General features: G+C 68.4%; 18 protein-coding genes. 13 read left to right on the top strand and 5 right to left on the bottom strand.

Annotation, left to right across the window (positions count from 1 at the left end; genetic code table 11):
* Positions 1-86: 86 nt before the first annotated feature.
* The 11 genes from F1C12_RS11120 to F1C12_RS11070 all read left to right on the top strand — a co-directional run bounded on the left by F1C12_RS11120 (position 87) and on the right by F1C12_RS11070 (position 12,538).
* A complete protein-coding gene (locus F1C12_RS11120; RefSeq protein ID WP_185275088.1) occupies positions 87-1,757 on the top strand; it encodes an ABC transporter substrate-binding protein in 1,671 nt (556 codons plus the stop codon).
* 200 nt (positions 1,758-1,957) lie between these two features.
* Positions 1,958-2,818, top strand: coding sequence for an HpcH/HpaI aldolase/citrate lyase family protein (locus F1C12_RS11115; RefSeq protein ID WP_374939578.1), 861 nt, complete (start codon positions 1,958-1,960; stop codon positions 2,816-2,818).
* A 127-nt stretch (positions 2,819-2,945) separates the two neighbouring features.
* Positions 2,946-3,749 carry a COG4280 domain-containing protein gene (locus F1C12_RS11110; protein ID WP_185275086.1) on the top strand — a complete coding sequence of 268 codons (804 nt, stop codon included), beginning with the start codon at positions 2,946-2,948 and terminating at the stop codon, positions 3,747-3,749.
* Positions 3,750-3,752: 3 nt separating this feature from the next.
* Positions 3,753-3,971: a hypothetical protein gene (locus F1C12_RS11105; protein ID WP_185275085.1), complete on the top strand. Its 219-nt coding sequence runs from the start codon at positions 3,753-3,755 to the stop codon at positions 3,969-3,971.
* Positions 3,972-4,059: 88 nt separating this feature from the next.
* Positions 4,060-4,917: an isocitrate lyase/phosphoenolpyruvate mutase family protein gene (locus tag F1C12_RS11100; protein WP_185275084.1), complete on the top strand. Its 858-nt coding sequence runs from the start codon at positions 4,060-4,062 to the stop codon at positions 4,915-4,917.
* Entirely contained in the window at positions 4,914-6,029 is a 1,116-nt protein-coding gene (locus F1C12_RS11095) for a thiamine pyrophosphate-dependent enzyme (protein ID WP_185275083.1), read from the top strand. The genes F1C12_RS11100 and F1C12_RS11095 overlap by 4 nt, the downstream gene beginning before the upstream one ends.
* The gene (locus F1C12_RS11090) at positions 6,016-7,191 is read left to right on the top strand and encodes an iron-containing alcohol dehydrogenase (protein ID WP_185275082.1); all 1,176 of its coding nucleotides are present in this window, start codon (positions 6,016-6,018) and stop codon (positions 7,189-7,191) included. The genes F1C12_RS11095 and F1C12_RS11090 overlap by 14 nt, the downstream gene beginning before the upstream one ends.
* A 125-nt stretch (positions 7,192-7,316) precedes the next feature.
* On the top strand, positions 7,317-8,294 hold the full coding sequence (locus F1C12_RS11085) for an ABC transporter permease (protein ID WP_185275081.1): 978 nt from the start codon (positions 7,317-7,319) through the stop codon (positions 8,292-8,294).
* An 8-nt stretch (positions 8,295-8,302) separates the two neighbouring features.
* A complete protein-coding gene (locus F1C12_RS22705; protein ID WP_258045847.1) occupies positions 8,303-10,381 on the top strand; it encodes a dipeptide/oligopeptide/nickel ABC transporter permease/ATP-binding protein in 2,079 nt (692 codons plus the stop codon).
* Positions 10,378-11,400: an ABC transporter ATP-binding protein gene (locus F1C12_RS11075; RefSeq protein WP_185275080.1), complete on the top strand. Its 1,023-nt coding sequence runs from the start codon at positions 10,378-10,380 to the stop codon at positions 11,398-11,400. Before F1C12_RS22705 ends, F1C12_RS11075 begins: the two co-directional genes overlap by 4 nt.
* A gap of 10 nt (positions 11,401-11,410) precedes the next feature.
* Positions 11,411-12,538, top strand: a complete 1,128-nt coding sequence (locus tag F1C12_RS11070) for a glycerate kinase (RefSeq protein ID WP_185275079.1) — start codon at positions 11,411-11,413, stop codon at positions 12,536-12,538.
* Between the two features lie 71 nt (positions 12,539-12,609).
* On the opposite strand, the gene F1C12_RS11065 is transcribed toward F1C12_RS11070, so the two are convergent.
* From F1C12_RS11065 to F1C12_RS11045, 5 genes are all read right to left on the bottom strand, one after another.
* Positions 12,610-13,449 carry a TauD/TfdA family dioxygenase gene (locus tag F1C12_RS11065; protein WP_185275078.1) on the bottom strand — a complete coding sequence of 280 codons (840 nt, stop codon included), beginning with the start codon at positions 13,447-13,449 and terminating at the stop codon, positions 12,610-12,612.
* A 19-nt stretch (positions 13,450-13,468) separates the two neighbouring features.
* Positions 13,469-14,461 carry an ABC transporter substrate-binding protein gene (locus tag F1C12_RS11060; protein WP_185275077.1) on the bottom strand — a complete coding sequence of 331 codons (993 nt, stop codon included), beginning with the start codon at positions 14,459-14,461 and terminating at the stop codon, positions 13,469-13,471.
* 143 nt (positions 14,462-14,604) lie between these two features.
* A complete protein-coding gene (locus F1C12_RS11055; protein WP_185275076.1) occupies positions 14,605-15,213 on the bottom strand; it encodes a Chromate resistance protein ChrB in 609 nt (202 codons plus the stop codon).
* Positions 15,214-15,345: 132 nt separating this feature from the next.
* On the bottom strand, positions 15,346-15,918 hold the full coding sequence (locus F1C12_RS11050) for an NUDIX hydrolase (RefSeq protein WP_185275075.1): 573 nt from the start codon (positions 15,916-15,918) through the stop codon (positions 15,346-15,348).
* On the bottom strand, positions 15,915-16,742 hold the full coding sequence (locus F1C12_RS11045) for an inositol monophosphatase family protein (protein WP_185275074.1): 828 nt from the start codon (positions 16,740-16,742) through the stop codon (positions 15,915-15,917). Before F1C12_RS11045 ends, F1C12_RS11050 begins: the two co-directional genes overlap by 4 nt.
* Before the next feature lie 167 nt (positions 16,743-16,909).
* Here F1C12_RS11045 and F1C12_RS11040 point away from each other — a divergent pair, with 167 nt between their 5' ends.
* Both F1C12_RS11040 and F1C12_RS11035 read left to right on the top strand, forming a co-directional pair.
* On the top strand, positions 16,910-18,022 hold the full coding sequence (locus F1C12_RS11040; RefSeq protein ID WP_185275073.1) for a hypothetical protein: 1,113 nt from the start codon (positions 16,910-16,912) through the stop codon (positions 18,020-18,022).
* 7 nt (positions 18,023-18,029) lie between these two features.
* On the top strand, positions 18,030-19,055 hold the full coding sequence (locus tag F1C12_RS11035) for a PstS family phosphate ABC transporter substrate-binding protein (RefSeq protein WP_185275072.1): 1,026 nt from the start codon (positions 18,030-18,032) through the stop codon (positions 19,053-19,055).
* Positions 19,056-19,284 lie beyond the last annotated feature (229 nt).

Genomic DNA, 19,284 nt, shown 5'->3' with positions numbered 1-19,284 from the left:
GATAAATGCAAATCAAACAGTTGATAAACAGGCGATGAGCGGTGGATAATCTAGTAGAACATCACCAAGCCACGATGGAGTAGCTCATGACAGTGTTGTCTCGAATTCACAAAAGCGCGGCCCTTCTCGCCGGAGTCGCCCTGGTGGCCGGCCTCGCCGCCTGCACGGGCGCCCACTCGACGACCGCCTCCTCGCACGGCCCGACGACCCTCCGGATGGCGGCGACCGCGACCGGCCCGTTCACGGACCAGCTCAATCCGTTCCTGCAGGCGACGATGAGCGCCGCGGGATACTCGGTCTCCGTCATGTACGAGCCGCTCATGATGGTCGACTACGCGAACTCCACGACGACGCCCTGGCTGGCGAAGAAGTCCAGTTGGAACAGTTCGGGAACCGAGTTGACGATCGACCTGCATCCCGGGGTGAAGTGGTCCGATGGCACGCCGCTCACCGCCGATGACGTCGCCTTCACCTTCGGACTCATGCAGAAGTACAAGGCGCTGAATTTCAACGGTCTCCCCCTGGCGTCCGCGACCGCGACCGATCCGACGACCGTCACGGTCGACTTCACCCGGCCGGCGTTCCAGACGCTCTGGTATTTGACCATGCCGGTGCAGAAGAAGCAGTGGTCCACGGTCGCTGATCCGGTGACCTTCGCCAACACCGCACCGATCGGCACCGGTCCGTACGCATTGAAGTCCTTCACCCCGCAGGCGATCACCTACCAGAAGAATCCGCACTATTGGCGGGCGGCCTCGCCGAAGATCGATACGGTCCAGTACCTGTCGTTCGACTCGGAGAGCAGCATGGATGCCGCTATCGAGGGCAAGCAGGTCGACTGGATCGCCTCGTCGAACACGAACCCGGCGACCATCACGGCCACGTCTCCGAAGACTCTCGGCAGCTACACCGCCAACCTCGGTGTGTCGATCTACCTGATTCCCAATGACACCACCGGCCCGACCGCCGACAAGGCGGTGCGGAAGGCGATCAGCCAGGCGATCGACCGCTCGGCGATCGCGGCCGCCTCCCTCGGCCCTGGAGCGACGCCGACGAAGAACGTGACGGGTCTCGACGGCTCGCCGTCCCTCATCGCCTCGAAGTACAAGAAGCAGACCTTCGGAAACGGAAGCGCCGCCACGGCGAAGGCCACGCTGAAGGCCGCCGGTTACAAGGCAGGGTCGGACGGCTACCTCGTGAGTCCGCAGGGCGCGCCCCTCGCCATCACGCTCACAGTCCCCGCCTCGGCGACCTATGGCGACTGGACCCGGACGGCGACCCTGCTGGCCGGCCAGCTCAAGGCCGCCGGAATCAAGCTCGAGACGAAGACCGAGTCCGTCGCCGCGTGGCGCGACGACACGGCCAAAGGCAACTTCCAGCTCACGATGCGCGCATCGGGCGGCACCGGAAACGTCTACGACGCGGTGAGCCGGATCGTCACGCAGCCTCCCACGCCGATCGGCGGCTCCGCGCTCTTGAACTGGGAGCGGTACACCAACCCGGCCGCGAGCGGCCTGCTGCATTCGATGTCGGCCTCGCAGACCGGTTCGGCGGCCTACACGAAAGCGATCGCCGGCCTGCAGGACCTCCTGGTGGAGGACGTGCCGGTCATCCCGCTCGGCTACGCGGCCGCGGTGGGGATCTGGCGGACGGACACCTTCACGGGCTGGCCGTCGGCGAGCAGCCCCTACGCGCTGCCCGTCGCCAGCAAGCCCAACGTGGCTCAGATCCTCGCAACGGTGAGCGCTGCGGGCTGACGCGGGCCGTCTGATCGGAAGCCGTCGGAACGCGAGTTTCGGCGGCTTCCGTCGTTTGGTTCGACATATCTCCTGAACCCCTTCAAAAACTAACAGCCGTTAGTTATCATGTGAAGCGATCAATTCATTTCAATGGTGACTGATTGGCGTCAGTCTCCGAGGGCAGGAGAGAGTCGATGGGGACTGCACGTGCGAGCACCATCACCGCGCTGGCTGATCAGCGAAGCCAGCGGGAGTCCACCAGAATCGGCGTCGGCGACGCCCGATCGTGGCTGCTGCTGTCGGCCCTGGAGGCCGGCCGATTCGACCACGCGCAGCTGTCGTGCGCGGACCAGGTCGTGCTCGACCTCGAGGACGGGGTGGACGACACGCGCAAGGGTCTCGCCCGTTCGAACGTCGTCGACTGGCTCCTGGGTGGCGGCAGCGCCTGGGTGCGGATCAACGACTGGAGCTCGCCGCACTGGTCCGCGGATCTCGAGGCACTGAGCCGGATCCCGTCGCTCGCCGGCGTGATGCTCGCGAAGACCGAGGCCGCCGAGCAGGTCACCGACACGTTCCAGCGGCTCGGCGGCGAGATCCCGGTGGTCGCGCTCGTCGAGTCCGCGGTCGGGATCGAAGGCGCCTGCGCGATCGCGACAGCGCGAGGCGCAGCGCGGCTCGCGTTCGGGAGCGGCGACTACCGGCGAGACACGGGCGCTGAGAACAACGAGCTCGCGATGGCCTACCCGCGCACGCGTCTCGTCGTCGCCTCTCGCATCGGGCGGCTGCCCGGCCCGATCGACGGGCCGACCGTCTCGAAGTCCCACGGCGTCCTGCGCGAGCAGTCTGCGGCGGGAGTCGCCATGGGGATGACGGGCAAGCTGTGCCTCGACGTCGAGCAACTGGATGTCATCAACGAGAGCCTCAGCCCGAGCGCGTCGGACGTGCGCTGGGCGATGGGGTTCTTCGCCGAGTTCAGCGCGAGCGGCGGGATCATCCGCGACGGCAGCGACAAGCCGCGGCTCGCTCGCGCCGAGACCATCCTCGTCCGCGCTGAGCGGTACAGCATCAGCGTGGACTGAGCCGGGATCAGACTGAACTGTCGTTGAGCAATTGGCGACTTAACGTTGAAATCAAAATCAAACAACTGTTACAATCTGAACATGCAAACCGATAAGAGCGTGAACAGACAGAGAAAGGATGGATCGCATGTCTAGTGCCGTTTGGGGCCTGGCAATCTCCGTGTTCGTCGCGGCGATCGTTGAAATGGTCGAGGCGTTGACGATTGTGCTCGCCATGGGAATGACCCGGAGCTGGAAGTCGACGATCTGGGGCATCGTCGCCGCTCTCGTCGCGCTGACGGCCTTCACCGCCGTCACCGGCTATGCACTCGCCACCTGGCTGCCGCGATCGTCGCTCCAGCTCGTCGTCGGCACGCTGCTGCTGATCTTCGGCCTCCAGTGGCTCCGGAAGGGCATTCTCCGTGCTGCGGGCCGCAAGGGCCTCCACGATGAGGCGGCGATCTTCGAGAAGAAGTCGAAGGAGGCCGCCGCGGCCGAGAACCGCACGTTCCTCGGGCTCGACTGGTTCTCCTTCATCATCAGCATGAAGGGCGTCTTCCTCGAAGGCGTGGAGGTCGTGTTCATCGTCATCACCTTCGGACTGAACGCGCACAACATGCCCGTCGCGATCATCGCTGCTGTCGCGGCCGTCGTCGTGGTCCTCATCCTCGCGGTCGTCATCCACGCACCGCTGACCAAGGTCCCGGAGAACACCCTGAAGTTCGGTGTCGGCATGCTGCTGACCACCTTCGGAACGTTCTGGGCGATCGAGGGCCTCGGAGCCGTCACCCCGTCGGGCCAGAGCCTCGAATGGCCGATGGCCGACTTCATCCTCATCCCGATCCTGGCGTTCTGGATCCTCCTGTCGATCGTGCTGGTGCGCATCCTCAAGGTGGAGCCGTCGCCCATCGTCCGCCAGGTCGCCTCCGCGACCGCCCGAGAAGAGGTGTGAGCCATGAAGGTCATCAAAGCAATCGGAATGTTCATCTACGACTTCATCATCGGAGACGACTGGAAGATCGCGGCCTCCGTCGCCACGGTCCTGATCATCGGCGGCTTCCTGGCCGTCGCCGGCGTCAACCCGCTGATCCTGACGCCACTGCTTGCGCTCGCCGTCGCGGCCGGGTTCGTGATCGTGCTGTTCATCGACACGAAGACGCATCCGGAAGGCTGACGCGCCACCGAATCCAGTGGGTCCGGCGCCGACTGAACACGTCGGCGCCGGACCCACATCCACATACGTACGAGAAGCGAGGTACCCCATGTCGAAAGCCGCACAACTCAGAGCTCTGCTGGACGGGGATGGTCCCGTGCTCGCGGCAGGCGCTCACAACGGAATCGGCGCCGCGCTCGCGCGCCGCGCCGGATACGACGCGGTGTGGGCGTCGGGTCTCGAGATCTCGGCCGCCCACGGCCTCCCCGACATCGGACTGCTCGGGATGTCGGACTTCCTCCAGGCGGCGCGCACGATGGACAACGCGAGTTCGCTGCCGGTCATCGCGGACTGCGACACCGGGTTCGGCGGAGAGGCGAACGTCGCCTACGCCGTCAGCAGCTACGAAGCAGCCGGCATCGCGGCCGTGTGCTTCGAGGACAAGGTCTTCCCCAAGCGGAACAGCTTCGCCGAGGAGCGGCATCAGGAGCTCGTGACCATCGGTGAGTTCAGCCGCAAGATCCGTGCGGCCAAAGGAGCCCAGTCGTCGCCGGACCTCGTGATCATCGCCCGCACCGAGGCGCTCATCGCCGGCGCCGGGATGGACGAGGCGCTGCGGAGGGCGGACGCGTTCGCCGCCGCGGGAGCCGACGTCATCCTCATCCACTCGAAGGCCAAGGAGAAGACCCAGATCGAGGAGTTCCTCGACCGCTGGAGCGGCGGACTCCCCGTCGCCATCGTCCCGACCACCTATCCCGACTGGACCGTCGCGGACGCCTATGAGGCAGGGGCGTCGCTCATCATCCACGCGAACCAGGGCCTGCGAGCGACGGTCACCGCCGTCCAGGCGACCTTCGAGACGATGATCGCGGCCGGCTGCCCCCGCCCCGTGGAGTCCCGCATCGCCACCGTCGCCGACATCTTCGAGCTGCAGAACATGGAGTACTGGCTGGAGCTGGGCGCATGATCGAGTGCTGCCGGTTCGTCGACGCGCTGGCCGACCGGGGCTGGGCACATGCCGGGGGAGTGCCGTGCAGCACGTTCGGCGGGCCCATCGGGCATCTGACCGCCGAGGGGCGTTATCGTCCGGCGGCGAACGAGGGTCTTGCCCTGTCCGATGCGGCGGGAGCCTGGCTCGGCGGTCGCCGGCAGGCGGTGTTCCTCCAGAACAGCGGATTCGGCAATCTGCTGAACCCCCTGACTTCGCTCAGCCAGCCGTACGGGATTCCCGTCCTGGCCTTCATGAGCATGCGCGGCTGGCCGGACCCGGCGGCGGACGAGCCGCAGCACGCGATCATGGGCTCGACCCTCGAATCGCTCCTGGCCGAGCTCGGTGTCTGGGCTGCGCCGCTCACCGATGCGGACCCGGAGTCCGTCCTCGATCGTGCCGCTGACATCGTCGACTCCGGCCGGCCCGCGTTCGTCCTGGTGCCGTTCCGCTCGATCGGCGCGCATCCGCGGACGGAACGAGGGCACTCGAATGCGCCCAGCCTGCCCGATACCGCGGAGGTCGCGCAGGCGATCTCTCGCGCGTGCGACGCCGACTGGACCGTGTTCGCCACGACCGGCTACGCGTCGCGGTTCCTCCATGCGGCGGGCGACAGGCCGGCGAACTTCTACATGCAGGGGTCGATGGGCCACGTGTCGTCGCTGGCTCTGGGATACGCGACGGCCCAGCCGGAGCGTCCGGTCGTCGTCATCGACGGCGACGGCGCCGCGCTCATGCAACTGGGCGCCTTCTCGACGATCGGCGCCGCACGACCGCGGAACCTCCTCCATGTCGTCATCGACAACGGAGGCTATGAGTCCACCGGAGGTCAGGCCAGTTCCGCGCCGTCGACCGACTTCGTCGCCATCGCCCGTGCCTGCGGGTACGCGTCGGCCTGGGTGGTCGAATCCATCACCGATCTCGACTACTGTCTCGTGCGGCCGTTCGACGGGCCAGGGCCCCGGTTGATCGTCGTCAGAGCGGGTCCGGTGCGCGGCGAGATCCCCCATCGGGCGGGTGCGAGCCTCGGTCTGGCCGACGTGGCCGCGCGAGTCCGGCGGCAGGCGGTGGATGTCGATGTCCTCGCCTGAAGTCCACCGGCTGCTTGCGGAGGCGGCGGCGCGCGGCGCGGCGCCCGCCCTCGAGGCCGGCTTCGGCGCCGCCGGCCTGCTCGACCCGCGCGCACTGACCGCGGCAGGGCCGGTGCTGCTGGTGGCGAGCGAACGCGCGGTCAGGAACATCCCGCTCGCCGCCGACCTGCTCGCTGCCGGGGCGTCGCACTACGGGCGAACGCACCCGAACCCGACGACCGACGATGTCATCGCGCTGTCGGCGCTCATCGAGCAGTTCCGGCCGCGGACGATCGTGGCCATCGGCGGCGGTTCGACGATCGACCTCGCCAAGGCCGCGCGCCTTCTGTGCCCCGATCGGCTGTCCATCGACGCGGGCCTGCGCGGCGACACGTCGTCCATGCGTGCGGATCCACCCGAAGTGATCGCGGTCCCCACCCTGGCCGGCACGGGAGCGGAGGTCACCCCGTTCGCCACGCTCTACCGGAACCGGCGCAAAGTCTCGCTCGACGCCCCGGCGGTGAGGCCGGAACGGGCGGTCCTCGACGGCTCCCTCGTGCTCAGCGCGCCCCCGGAGCACAGCGTTCCCGCGCTCCTCGACGCGCTCTGCCACGCCGTCGAAGCGGGGTGGAGCAGGGCGAGGACGCCGGAGAGCAAGCGCGCCGCCGTCGTCGCCCGGGAAGCCCTCGTGGCCCATCTGTCGGCGCCGCTCGCGGTCCGTGACGTGCACCAGGCGCAGGAGCTGCTCTCGGCGACCACACTGGCGGGCACCGCCATCGCGGTCAGCCGGACGACGGCGGCGCACGCGTTCTCGTACCATCTGACGGCCGAGTACGGGATCCCGCACGGCTTCGCGTGCGCGATGAGCATGTCGTGGGTGGAGAAGCATCTCGCCGATCGGCGTCCCGGGATCTGCAGCCCGAAGGTCAGGGCGGCCGCGGAGGCCATCCGACGGGTGCTCGCCCGTGCGGAGGTCGACGGGCTGGTGGAGTCGCCGCGATTGTCCGGCGGCCGGCTCGAGGCGTACATCGACGCCGGGCTGTCCACCCAGACCAGACTGTCGGGTCATCCGGTCCGCATCGACCGGGACAGCGCACGTCGTTTCGTCATGTGGGACGGATTCCTGACCTATCCTCGGGGAAATGCCGTTGCATCGGCGCATTTGCTTGACAGCTATGCGTGAGCAAGCGTACGTTCGTTTCTAAATAAAACAGCTGATACATCCCAAGTGTGTCAATCACATAGTCTCGTGGCCATCAACGTCGAAGGCCAGCGGTGCCCTCGACGGAAAATGCAGAAGGGGGCGCAATGCGCTTTTTCGCTCGGCGCTTGGCGTTCTACGTCTTCACGGCGTGGGCGGCCGTGACGATCAATTTCCTGCTGCCCCGGCTGATGCCCGGCGATCCGGTACAAGCGGTGATGGAGCGGTTCAGCGGACAGCTGTCGCCCGACGCCACTGCAGCACTGGCCACCGCGTTCGGCCTGGACAAGAATCAGAGCCTCTGGAGCCAATACATCGACTACTGGTCGAATCTGCTCCACGGCGATCTCGGTCTCTCGTTCACCTACTTCCCGACCCCCGTCTTCCAGGTGATCGCCGGTGCGCTCCCCTGGACGATCGCCCTCATGGGGATCTCCACCCTCATCGCCGGAGGGATCGGGACGCTGCTGGGTGTGATGGCCGGCTGGAAGCGCGGCGGCTGGATGGACTCGCTCCTTCCCATCGGCGCCCTGCTCCGCGGCGTACCGCACTTCTGGATCGGCCTCGTCCTCGTCTCCGTCGTCGCCCTCGGCCTCGGCTGGTTCCCGGTCAGCGGCGGGTACGACCCGAGCACGACCCCGGGCTGGAACCCGGAGTTCATCCTGTCCGTCCTGCAGCACGCTGTGCTTCCGGCGCTGACGATCGTGATCGGCTCGCTCGCCGGGCACATGCTCCTCCAGCGCAACATGATGGTCACCACGCTCTCCGAGGACTACGTCGTCGTCGCCCAGGCCAAGGGCCTGTCCTCCCGTCGTGTGATGACGAACTACGCGGCCCGCAACGCGATCCTCCCCGCCGTCGCCGGCTTCGCGATGGAGCTCGGGCTGGTCGTCAGCGGCTCGCTCCTCGTGGAGAAGGTCTTCTCGTATCCGGGAATCGGATACGTCCTCTACCAAGCGGTGAGCAACCAGGACTACCCCCTCCTGCAGGCCATCCTGCTCGTCACCACCCTCGCGGTGCTCGCGGCCAACTTCCTGGCCGACATCGCATTCTTCGCACTCGACCCCCGAACCCGGAACGCGTAGGAGTCGCCATGACCGTCACAGCTGCGATGCCCGCAGTCAAAGCCGCGCGCCGACGCGTGTCGAAGCGCCAGTGGATGCGATCGAGCAAGGTGATCATCGGCGTGAGCATCCTGATGGTCTTCCTCATCCTGGCCGTGATCGGCCCGTGGATCTCGCCGTACAACCCGTCGGCGACGAGCTCCGATGTGCTCCAGGGGCCGTCGATGCAGCATCTGCTCGGCACGACCGCGCTCGGCGAAGACGTCTTCTCCCAGGTGCTCACCGGCACGCGGCTGAGCCTGGAGGTCGGCTTCCTCGCGGCGATCATCAGCGAGCTGATCGCGATCGTCATCGGTGTCACCGCCGGATTCGCCGGCGGGTTCACCGACGAGTTCCTGTCCCTCTTCACGAACGTCTTCATCGTGATCCCGGTGCTGCCGCTCCAGATCCTGATCATCGCCTACATCGGGACCAGCAGCTGGGTGCTCACCGCGTTCGTCATCGCGATCACCGCGTGGTCGCACGGTGCGCGGAAGCTTCGAGCGCAGACGCTGTCCATCCGGAACCGCGATTACGTGGAGGCTGCGCGGAACGCCGGGGAGCCCACCTGGAGGATCGTCTGGGTCGAGGTGCTGCCGAACGTGTCGGCGATCGTGACGACCAACTTCCTCTTCAGCGTCCTGGCCGGCATCATCGTCCAGACCGGGCTCGCTTTTCTCGGCCTGGGCGACGTCACGAGCTGGAGCTGGGGTGCGATCCTGCACTGGTCGGAGAACGGTAACGCGTTCCTGACCGGAGCGTGGTGGTGGTACGTCCCGCCCGGGATCTGCCTTGCTCTGGTCGGCATGGGGCTGGCGATGATCAACCTCGGCATCGACGAGGTCGTCAACCCGCGGCTGCGCGGCGTCGGTCAGGTGCGGCAGGGCCGGGCGCGGGCGAAGGCGGCGCAGGCGGCGCAGGCGGCGGCCGCTGCGACGACCATCCCCACGGTCGCCCCCGCGCAGCTGCAGCAGGCGCGCTCGTCGGTTGTCGACCCGTCGAAGACGATCCTCGAGATATCCGACCTCTGGGTCGATTACGGCAGCCACGACGATCCCCTGCACGCGCTGCGCGGCATCGACCTGTCGCTGCGCCGCGGCGAGATCCTCGGCCTCGCAGGCGAGTCGGGCTCGGGCAAGTCGACGCTCGGTTTCGCCATCACCCGGCTGCTGCGGTCTCCCGGGCGCGTCGCCAAGGGGTCGGTGACGTACTACGGCCGGACCGGCGCGAAGAGCGAGGAGCTCGATGTTCTCGGCGCCTCCGACGAGGAGCTCCGGCGGTTCCGGTGGGAGGAGACGTCCGTCGTGTTCCAGGCGGCGATGAATTCGCTGAACCCGGTGCTGACCGTTCGGACGCAGCTCGAGGACACGATCAAGAGCCACCGGCCCCAGCTGCCGAAGTCCGCGCGCGCCGAGCGCGCCCGCGAGTTGATGGAGCTCGTGGGGATCGACCCCTCGCGGCTGGACTCCCACCCGTTCGAGCTCTCGGGCGGCCAGCGGCAGCGCGTGATGATCGCGATGGCGCTCGCGCTCGACCCGGCTGTCGTCATCCTCGACGAGCCGACGACTTCGCTGGACGTCGTCGTGCAGCGCGACATCCTCCGCTGCATCGTCGACCTTCAGCAGAGGCTGGACAGCTCGTTCATCTTCATCACGCACGATCTGTCACTCCTGCTCGAGGTCGCGGACCGCATCGCCGTGATGTACGGCGGTGAGATCGTCGAGCTCACGACCTCGGAGGAGATCATGGACAACCCCCTCCACCCGTACACGAAGAAGCTGCTCCAGTCGTTCCCGACGCTGCGCGGCCCGAGGAAGACGCTGGGGACCCTCAGCGGCGCTGCGCCGAGCCTGCGGAGCATGCCGACCGGCTGCGCCTTCCATCCGCGCTGTCCGATCGCCGTGGAGGCGTGCAAGACGATCGACCCGCCGCTGCTCGCGATCCGGCCGGATCCGGACGGGGCCGGCGCGACGAGCTGGTCGGAACCGTCGACGGACGGCGAACGCCTCGTGGCGTGCACCGTCGTGCACGAGGAGTACGCCGCAGCCGAGAAGGTGGTCAACCAATGAGCGAATCCACGGACACCCCGATCCTCCAAGCCGTCGGGCTGGGTAAGCGATACCGGGTCCGCGGCCGGCGGACCGTCGTCGCGGTCGACACCTTCGATCTCTCGCTGCGCGAGGGGAAGACCGTCGCGCTGGTCGGCGAATCCGGTTCGGGGAAATCGACGGTCGCGCGACTGCTCTCCCAGCTGACGCTGCCCACGAAGGGCTCCGTGCTGCTGCGCGGCCGACGCGTGCGCATCCGCGGCAGCAGGGCTCGTCGCCGCTATGTCGGCGACGTGCAGTTGCTGCTCCAGGACCCCTTCGCGTCGCTCAACCCGGCCCACACGATCCACTACCAGCTGGCGCGTGTGCTGCGACTGCACGGATTCAGAGGCGGCCGCGCGGCGCTGGAGAGCGAGCTGGAGAGCCTCCTGACCACGGTCCGCCTCCTCCCGCCGCAGCAGTTCCTGTCGAAGTTCCCGCACGAGCTCTCCGGCGGCCAGCTGCAGCGGGTCGCCATCGCGCGCACCCTCGCCGCCGATCCGTCGGTGCTGCTGCTGGACGAGCCGGTCTCGATGCTCGACGTGTCGATCCGGCTCGGCATCCTCAACCTGCTCGCCTCGCTGAAGGAGCAGCGGAACCTCGCGTCCTTGTACATCACGCACGACATCGCGTCGGCGCGCTACTTCGCGGACGAGATCGTCGTCATGTACCGCGGTCACGTCGTGGAGCGCGGCACCGCCGAGAGCGTGACCCAGCATCCGGCCCACCCGTACACGCAGCTCCTGATCGAGTCGGCCCCCGACCCGTCCAGGCGCGGCGACAACGCGCTGATCTCCGGTGGAACGGGGAAGGGCGGAGGCGCAGCCTCCGCGGGAGAGCAGACCGGATGCCCGTTCGCGCGGCGCTGTCCGTTCGCGATGGCGCGCTGCTCGGCCGAGATGCCCGGGGTCTCCCGGGTCGACGACAATGGACACGAAGTGCGGTGCTGGCTGAACTCCGACGAGCAGACGGAGCGGCCGGAACTCGTCGCCTCCGCCTAGGCGGACGGGCATGCCGTCCCGGATCGTCGTCGCGCCCGACTCGTTCAAGGGCTCGCTCACGGCCGCGCAGGCCGCCCGTGCCATCGCGGAGGGCATCCGCGCCGAGGGCGGGTCGCATGTCGTCGTCGAGCGCCCCATCGCCGACGGCGGCGAAGGCACGATCGACGCGCTCGTGGCCTCCGGCGCGCAGCCGCACGAGCTGGTCGTCCCCGGAGCCCTCGGCGCCGACGCCCGCGCACGTTGGGCGAGTCTGGCCGGGACCGCCTACATCGAGGCGGCACAGGGGGCAGGGGCGCACCATGTGCCGGACCCGGGCCCGCGCGGCTGCGTCCGCGCGACCAGCAGGGGCGTCGGTGCGCTCATCTCCGCCGCTCTGGACGCGGGGTACCGCGACCTCGTGCTCACGACGGGCGGGACCGCCGTCTCGGACGGCGGCGCCGGCCTGCTCGGCGCCCTGGGACTGACGGCCCAGCCCGACGGCAGCCTCTTCTCGGGCGGCGGAGCACTGACGGATGTCCGCGGCGTCGACGTCGGCGCGCTCGATCCACGCCTGCGGGACGTCCGGCTCCGGGTCGCGCTCGACGTCGGCAATCCGCTGCTCGGCGAGAACGGCTCTGCGGCGGTGTTCGCCCCGCAGAAGGGCGCGGGCGAGCGCGAGGTCGCCCTCCTGGAGGCGGGCCTCGCGCACTGGGCCGGCCTCTTCGACGGTGGTCGCGATGCCGCGCTCCTGCCCGGCGCGGGCGCCAGTGGCGGGATCGGCTTCGCGGCGCTCGCCGTCCTGGGCGCACAGCCGGTGGGCGGGGCCGACGTCGTGCTGGAGCTGATGGACTTCGCGGCGGACGTCCGGGCCGCCGATCTCGTCGTGGTCGGCGAGGGCTCCCTCGACCGTCAGAGCCTCGCAGGCAAGGCCCCGGTGGTCGCCGCCGGTCATGCCATGTCGCGGGGCGTGCCCGCGGTCGCGATCGCCGGGCGGGTGGCGCTGGACGCGGACGAGCTCGCCTCGCGCGGTATCCGGGCGTCCTGGAGCCTGGCGGCCCTCTCCGGCAGCGTCGACGCGGCGCAGGCCGAACCGGTGCGCTGGCTGGTGGAGGCCGGCCGGCGGCTGGCGGAGTGGCTGCCGTCGCTGCAGCGGCCGTGACGGCTCGCGTGAACGGGTGAGGCCCCGGGGAACGATGTCCCCGGGGCCTCACCCGTTCACGCGGTACCCGGTCAGGCGGCCGCCTCCAGCTGGGACGGACGGATCCAGGTGCGGATCATCAGTCGATCGAGGTCGGTCGGATCGTCACCGAAGGCCGTCCGGCCGTGCAGCAGGCGCCGGTTGTCGATCAGGGCGTACTGGCCCGGCTCGAGCTTGATCTCGATCCGGTCCGGCGCCTCCACGAGTTCGGCGATCACCGCGTCGAACCGGTCGAGCGCGTCCCGCTGAGCGGACGTGAGGGGAGTTCCGTCCGGGTGGCGGTGGCCGAGCTCGATGTACTCGCGCAGGTAGTTCACGCGCCACTCGCCATCGGCGTCCTGCTGGAGCACCGGTCGTGCGACGGGCGCCGCGCCCTCTTCGCGCTGGTCGAAGAGGAACGGCTGCTGGAGCACGGCAGCCGTGCCGGCGTCCAGTCGCTCGATGATCTGCGAGGCGAGCACCAGGATGAGTCCGCCTCCCGACTTCGCCTGGCGCACGCAGAGGAGTGCGAACCACTCCGGCGCGGTGTCGGGGCGGTGGGGCCCGTCGGTGTGGAAGCTGCCGCCGTCCTTGCTGTCGGAGTACCGGCCGGTCGCGCCCTCACCGAGCTGCTTGCCCCGGTAGCGCACTTCGCGCACCAGCGCACCGTCGCCGTCCTGCGGCAGGAGCCTGCCCAGGAGCTGCGAGATCGTCACAGCGGTGTCGTGCGTGGAGGCCGTGTCGCCGTCCACGGGGACGTCGTCGACCACGGCCAGGCCGTGGTCGATCCACGACGGCGACGAGAAGACGGCGTCGCGGAACTCCACCACGGCCTGATCGAACGGCCTGCCCTCGTTCAGAGCCTGCTTCGCAGACTCGGAGAATGCCACCATCGTGTCGTCCTCCCTCTTCTCAGAGGCCCTGCGCGAGCGGCTGCAGCGCGTTCACGACGAACGAGTTGTCGTAGAGCGTCTCGGGATCGATCTGGATCTCCTTCGACTTCGCGCGGGTCTGCCCGCTTGCGGAGTCGTCGAACGGCGCCGCCTGGATCGCGTCGATGACGAGCTGCACGGACTCCCGCTGGAAGTCGTAGTCGTGCGAGAGGGTGGGCCAGCGCTTGGCGATGGCTTCGACCGCCTCGGCGTCGGACTTGCCCGCCAGGAGCGTGCCGCGCAGCTGTCCGGCGACCTCCTCCGGAGAGCTGGCGTGGATGTACTCCATGGTCTTCACGAACGCGTCGACGAGCTTCTGCACCGTGTCGGGGTTCTCGCGGCGGTAGTCCGGGTTCACCAGCAGCGACTCCGCCGGCCAGACGAGCCCGAGTTCGGCCAGGGTGCTCTCACGGGTGCCGAAGTCGTAGAGCACCGAGACCTTGTCGCTGTTGCGGACGAAGGTCGTCATCGGCTCCATGAAGGTGAGCACGTCGACGCTGTCGTCCTGCAGCGCCTGCGCGACCGCCTCACGCCGTCCGTCGAGGGCTGCGTAGACCGGCGTGTAGCTGCCGCTCGGGAGACCGGCCTTGGTGGCGAGGTAGTTGGTGAGGATGCCCTTGGAGGAGTGGCTCGCGCCTTCGGCGATCCGCTTGCCCGCGAAGTCGGCGGCCGACGTGATCTGGTCCTTCGCCCCGTCCGCGACCATGATCGTGATGCCGGTCGCGTCGTGGAGCATCATGACCGCGAGCTGCGGCTTGCCGTTGGCCGTGCCGTAGACCGCGTGCTGCAGCCAGTTGACCTGGACGTCGATCCGCTCGCCCGCGGCCTCGAGCTCCTTGATGGTCGGCTTGTCCAGGAGGGTGACGTCGAGTCCCGCCTCCTCGAAGTAGCCGAGCGCGTCTGCGAGGTACGCGATCCAGGATGCTTTCGACCCGAGCTTGACCGGCGTGAGTGTGGATGTTGTGTCAGCCATTGACCCTCCTTGGTTGGAGCGGCGTCGGCGAACCAACGGAACAGCCGACTCCCTCGTCTTCACTTTCGTTCACCGTAACACTAACCGGCGATGATTAGAAGATGTGTCGGCTGTTTGATTTCTGCAGCGATGAAATCAGTTCGTCACAGCGAAGCGTTGTCCGCTTCGTAGACCTCCGCGGCGAACGCCTCGAGCTTTTCGGCGCAGCCGGCGAGTGCGGCGACGACCTCCGGGGCCCTCGAGGCGCCCAGCACGTCGCGCGTCTTCACCTTGTCGTACCAACCGCGGAGCTTGTGGAGGTCTTCCTCGTTCTCCTCGAGCTCGCCGTAGGTGTAGTGCTCCTCGCGGATCTCCTTGTCGATGCCCGTGTGGAAGTCCTTGCACTTGTCGAGGATCTCCTCGTACTCATCGTTGCGGGCCTCGTTGAACATCTCGCGGAGGTCGGCGTCGCTCGCGACGGACGACGAGCTGATCAGGAACGCCTTACCCGACATGGACTCGACGATCTCCTTGCGGAGGGCGCGCATCGTCCGCTCGGTGTGGACGGTGCGGGGGATCGCGGCGGCGGAGTTCTGCATGTAGACCGCGCCGAGGTTGCGGAGCTTGCGCCAGACGGCGCCGCGGAGCCGCGTCGGTTCGCTGGGGACCCGGTAGACCAGGATGAGCCACGTGAGGTTTTTGGCCTCCTTGGCGGCCAGAGCGGTCTCGCCGGCCTCCTTGGCTTCGGTGAGCTGGTCCACAGTCGTGTTCATCGCGTCTCCATCCTCACTGCACGCGCGGGATGCGGTGCGGTGCGGTGTCACTGTAACAAAGGACAGGTCCGAAAGGCATCGGTCGGCGCGACCGGAGTGTGACGAATCCGGAAACGCTCAGGTACGCGTCCGTCATGCCGGGTAGGAGGGAAGGGCGAGAAGCTCGGCGACGGTGTCCACCCGATCGAGAAGGCGTTCCGGGATCCCGCGGGCGTCCGGCCCCGCCGCGACCTCCTTCAGTGTCCGCAGGTCGACGAATCGCGTGCTGATCCGCTCGCCGTCGTCCGGAGCGGGCGGGAACGCCCTGTCGAACCCGCTGGCCAGGAAGACGTAGACGAAGTGCTCGATCTTCGTGTGCGGCTGCCGGACGTCGAGCAGCCTCCAGTCGGCGAAGGTCAGTCCTGTCTCCTCGAGGAGTTCGCGGCGCGCCGCGTCCTGCTCCGATTCGTCGGCGCGGTCGTGCCGGCCGCCCGGGAGGGAGTGGTACCAGGGCCCTCCCGGCTGCCGCTCCCGCAGGAGCACGACCGAGTCGTCCCTGACGGCGATGACCTGGACGGTGTCGGGTCGCCGCAGCATCTCGAACGTCCGGTGACTGCCGTCGAAGACTTCCTGCTGCCACTGATACGTGTCGAAGAGGACGCCGCGGAAGGCGAGCGCAGCCTGCGGAGGCACGAGCGTGGCGTTCGGCGGGAGGACGGTCCTCATCGGGGAGCCTCGGCGATGCCGGCGGCGGAGAGGGCGGCGAGGAAGTCCGCCGAGACCTCCGGCGATGCGGCCACGATCGTCTCCGTGCTGTCCTCCAGCCCGGCGGCGAGGCGGAAATCGCAGCCCGACTCCGTGAGGACGAGCTGGGCCGCGGCGTAGTCCCAGACCTTCAGGCCGGGCTGGAAGAACGCCTCGATCCGGCCGGCGGCCACCCAGCACAGATCCACGGCCGCCGATCCCGAGCGTCTCAGGTCGCCGACCTGCGGGAGCAGCCGCGCCAGCACGGCGAGCTGCGCCGATCTCAGGGCGGGGGTGTGCGCGAGCCCCGTCGCGACCAACGCGCCGTCCAGCGCGCGCACGGGCCGGCGCCGGAGGCGTGCGCCGTTCAGGACGGCGCCCGAGCCTCGTGCCGCGCCGAAGACCTCCCCGCCGACGGGGTCGAAGACGACTCCCGCGCGTGGAGCGAGCCTGCGGTCGTCGACGTGGTCGCACACCGCGATGGAGACGGCGAACGGGGTGGCGCCGTGGACGTAGTTCGACGACCCGTCGAGTGGGTCGATGATCCAGGTGAGCCCGCTGGCGCCGGCGATCGTCCCGCTCTCCTCCGCGATGACGCCGTCGTCGGGCCGGGCCGCCCGGAGGCGTCGCAGGATGAGGGCTTCGGCGTCACGATCCGCCGCCGAGACGACGTCGCCGGCGCCGGCCTTGGTCTCGATCGCGAGGACATCCTGATGATGGCGCAGCAGGAGCGCGCCTGCCTCCCTCGCGATGTCGGTGGCGAGGTGGAGGAGTTCGTCCGGGGACTCCGCGTGTGCCGGGACCATTGTCCTAGCCTCCCAGATCGTTTGCGAATTGCAACCCTCGCGCTCCATGCTGAATGTAACGATTGTTCGAATCAATCTAGAAATCTGTTGCAGCGAAGTATAGATTTCGTTTACACGCAAACGAAGGGAACATGCACAATGGCGAGCAACTGTTCAGGAATGAGCCTGTGACCGCGGTGCAGCCCGGGGTCGCCCCGGTGCGTTACGCGGAGGTCGCGACCGTCGATGTCGGCACCGGCCCGCACCTCCACATCGGCTACGTCAAGGAATCCGGACACGTCTGGGTCTCCGATTCGGGCGGCGACACGATCACCGTGCTCGACCACGCGGACGGGCACGTGATCGACCGCTGGCGGATCGGGGGCGGCGCTGCGCACTTCTCCTTCGACGCCGGATGCAACGTCGGGCTCGTCGCGCTCCGCTCCGCCGATGAGGCCGCCATCATCAACCCGCAGACCCGGGAGGTCATCGACCGGGTCGGCCTTCCGGTGGGCAGTGCGCCCACCGGCACGATGCCCGCGTTCGACCGAGGGCTGGTCTACACGCTCAACGAGGGGAATGCGACGGTCACCGCCGTCGAGATCGCCACCGCCCGGGTCGTGGCCACGATCGAGGTGGGCGGGCTGCCCAAGTGGGGCCAGCCCTGGGGCGCCAGCTACAAGCCGATCACCCAGCCGGTCGGCAAGACCTATGTCGTCAGCACCGAGTCGGACGACGCGACCGTCTTCGATGACGCGACGAACGCGGTGATCCGCCGGATCCCGCTCGGTCACCGGCCGAACCGCAACGCGATCTTCCGCGAGCACGGGAACATCTACTTCTCCAATGAGGCAGACGACACGGTGACGGTCGTCCGCATCGCCGACGACGAGATCCTCGCGACCGTCCCGGTGAACCACCGTCCGTTCCGGATGCTGCCCATCGCGGCCATCAACGGCAAGGACGAGATGTGGGTGCTCGGAGCCGGGGACGAGAAGACCGGCGCCGGAACGGTGGCGGCCGTCTCCGGGACCGACCACGTCGTCACGCGGACGATCGACGTCGTCGACGCGCCGGGCAACTGGGTGGTGAACCCGCAGAAGCGGCTCTTCATCGTCGGCTCGAAGAGCCGGCAGCTGCTCATCCACGACTTCGTGACCGATGCACCGATCGGCCTGACCGAGCTCGGCCACGATCCGGCGCCCGGAGCCATCAGCGGCCTCATTCACACGGCGGCGGGGAGCCTGTTCATCCTCAACGACGACAACACGGTCACCGTGCTGCGCGACCGGAACGCCTGAGGATCGCATGGAATACAGCGAAGAGATCGTGCGGTCGGTCGAGAGCCTGCCGCCCTACAGCCCCCGGTCGAACTACTCGGGCGTGCTCCGCCACTTCGGCGTCTCCCTGGCGGACATGGTGCCGCGCTGGGAGGAGGGCTTCCGGTTCTTCCACCCCGGCGCGCAGTTCGAGGACGACCTCTGCAAGGCGTCCGGCATCATCGGCGTGATCGCCGGCACCGCCGACCTCGGCGCGAGCGGCCGCGAATCGGTCCTCACCGAGTTCCTCTCCTTCGGCGAGAAGGTCAAGCGGATGCCCGCGGAGATCGCGGTCGCGACCGGAGCGCTCGACGTCGCAGGGGGAAGCTACGGGCTCGCGGTGTTCGTCCACGAGAGCAACCCGATCACCGGTCTCACCGTCGAGCAGCTGGACGGCATCTTCGGGGCGGAGCGGACGGGCGGCTTCGACGAGATCCGGTGGAACCCCCACGTCGCGCGCGACGCGAGCGAGGACATCCGGGTCTGGGGCCAGCTGGGCCTGGACGACCCGTGGACCGACGCGCCCATCCAGACCTACGGATTCGCCCAGACGGGGATGACGACGTTCTTCGAGCGCGTGGTCTTCAGGGGCGGCCGCAAGTGGAATCCGAACTACCGCGAGTACGTCGAGGCAGGGTCCAAGCAGGCGTCGCCCGGGGCGCCGACCACGAAGGACATGATGGCGGCGCTGGCCGAGGATCCGTACGGGATCGCGCTGGCCGGCCTCTACCACGCGAACGGCGTGGACGGCGTGAAGGCGCTTCCGCTCGCACCGCGAGGCGGCGACGTCTACTACGTCCCCGACATGGGGTCCTTCGGGCGGCGGGAGTACCCGCTCGCGCGGAACGTCTACCTGGTCGTCGACACCGGCGCGGAAGGCGAGCAGGCGGAGGGCGTCCGAGAGTATCTGCGCTACGTGCTGAGCAGGGACGGGCAGCGCGCGATCCTCGACCAGGGCGTGTACTTCCCCCTGCCGGAGAAGATCATCCGGGAGGAACTCGCGAAGCTGGACTGACGCGGGAAGGACGCCCAGGAGGTGAAAGGAGCGGAACCATCATGGCTCAGCACTGGAGTGCCACGGGAGCGGAGGGCGCGCTCGTCGCGTGCGCCCCGCAGGAGTGGGATCGGGAGACCGAACTCCCGGAGACGTGCGTCCTGGGCTACGACTGAGCGCTTGACGAACCGGCAAGAACCGCGATTCTTCTCGCGTCACACCTCGGAGACTCCGCGTCTCCTTCCGCGAG

The sequence above is a fragment of the Leifsonia shinshuensis genome (assembly GCF_014217625.1).
GTDB classification, from domain to species: Bacteria; Actinomycetota; Actinomycetes; order Actinomycetales; family Microbacteriaceae; genus Leifsonia; species Leifsonia shinshuensis_A.
This window is presented reverse-complemented; position numbering and strand designations above follow the sequence as displayed.

What these genes read in the sequence shown, in the direction of transcription:
- F1C12_RS11110 (WP_185275086.1), top strand. Translation starts at nt 2,946, where the DNA reads ATGTCTAGTGCCGTTTGGGGCCTGGCAATCTCCGTGTTCGTCGCGGCG.
- F1C12_RS11085 (WP_185275081.1), top strand. Translation starts at nt 7,317, where the DNA reads ATGCGCTTTTTCGCTCGGCGCTTGGCGTTCTACGTCTTCACGGCGTGG.
- F1C12_RS11050 (WP_185275075.1), bottom strand. Translation starts at nt 15,918, where the DNA reads ATGAGGACCGTCCTCCCGCCGAACGCCACGCTCGTGCCTCCGCAGGCT.
- F1C12_RS11045 (WP_185275074.1), bottom strand. Translation starts at nt 16,742, where the DNA reads ATGGTCCCGGCACACGCGGAGTCCCCGGACGAACTCCTCCACCTCGCC.
- F1C12_RS22705 (WP_258045847.1), top strand. Translation starts at nt 8,303, where the DNA reads ATGACCGTCACAGCTGCGATGCCCGCAGTCAAAGCCGCGCGCCGACGC.
- F1C12_RS11095 (WP_185275083.1), top strand. Translation starts at nt 4,914, where the DNA reads ATGATCGAGTGCTGCCGGTTCGTCGACGCGCTGGCCGACCGGGGCTGG.
- F1C12_RS11055 (WP_185275076.1), bottom strand. Translation starts at nt 15,213, where the DNA reads ATGAACACGACTGTGGACCAGCTCACCGAAGCCAAGGAGGCCGGCGAG.
- F1C12_RS11100 (WP_185275084.1), top strand. Translation starts at nt 4,060, where the DNA reads ATGTCGAAAGCCGCACAACTCAGAGCTCTGCTGGACGGGGATGGTCCC.
- F1C12_RS11105 (WP_185275085.1), top strand. Translation starts at nt 3,753, where the DNA reads ATGAAGGTCATCAAAGCAATCGGAATGTTCATCTACGACTTCATCATC.
- F1C12_RS11075 (WP_185275080.1), top strand. Translation starts at nt 10,378, where the DNA reads ATGAGCGAATCCACGGACACCCCGATCCTCCAAGCCGTCGGGCTGGGT.
- F1C12_RS11060 (WP_185275077.1), bottom strand. Translation starts at nt 14,461, where the DNA reads ATGGCTGACACAACATCCACACTCACGCCGGTCAAGCTCGGGTCGAAA.
- F1C12_RS11120 (WP_185275088.1), top strand. Translation starts at nt 87, where the DNA reads ATGACAGTGTTGTCTCGAATTCACAAAAGCGCGGCCCTTCTCGCCGGA.
- F1C12_RS11070 (WP_185275079.1), top strand. Translation starts at nt 11,411, where the DNA reads ATGCCGTCCCGGATCGTCGTCGCGCCCGACTCGTTCAAGGGCTCGCTC.
- F1C12_RS11090 (WP_185275082.1), top strand. Translation starts at nt 6,016, where the DNA reads ATGTCCTCGCCTGAAGTCCACCGGCTGCTTGCGGAGGCGGCGGCGCGC.
- F1C12_RS11065 (WP_185275078.1), bottom strand. Translation starts at nt 13,449, where the DNA reads ATGGTGGCATTCTCCGAGTCTGCGAAGCAGGCTCTGAACGAGGGCAGG.
- F1C12_RS11035 (WP_185275072.1), top strand. Translation starts at nt 18,030, where the DNA reads ATGGAATACAGCGAAGAGATCGTGCGGTCGGTCGAGAGCCTGCCGCCC.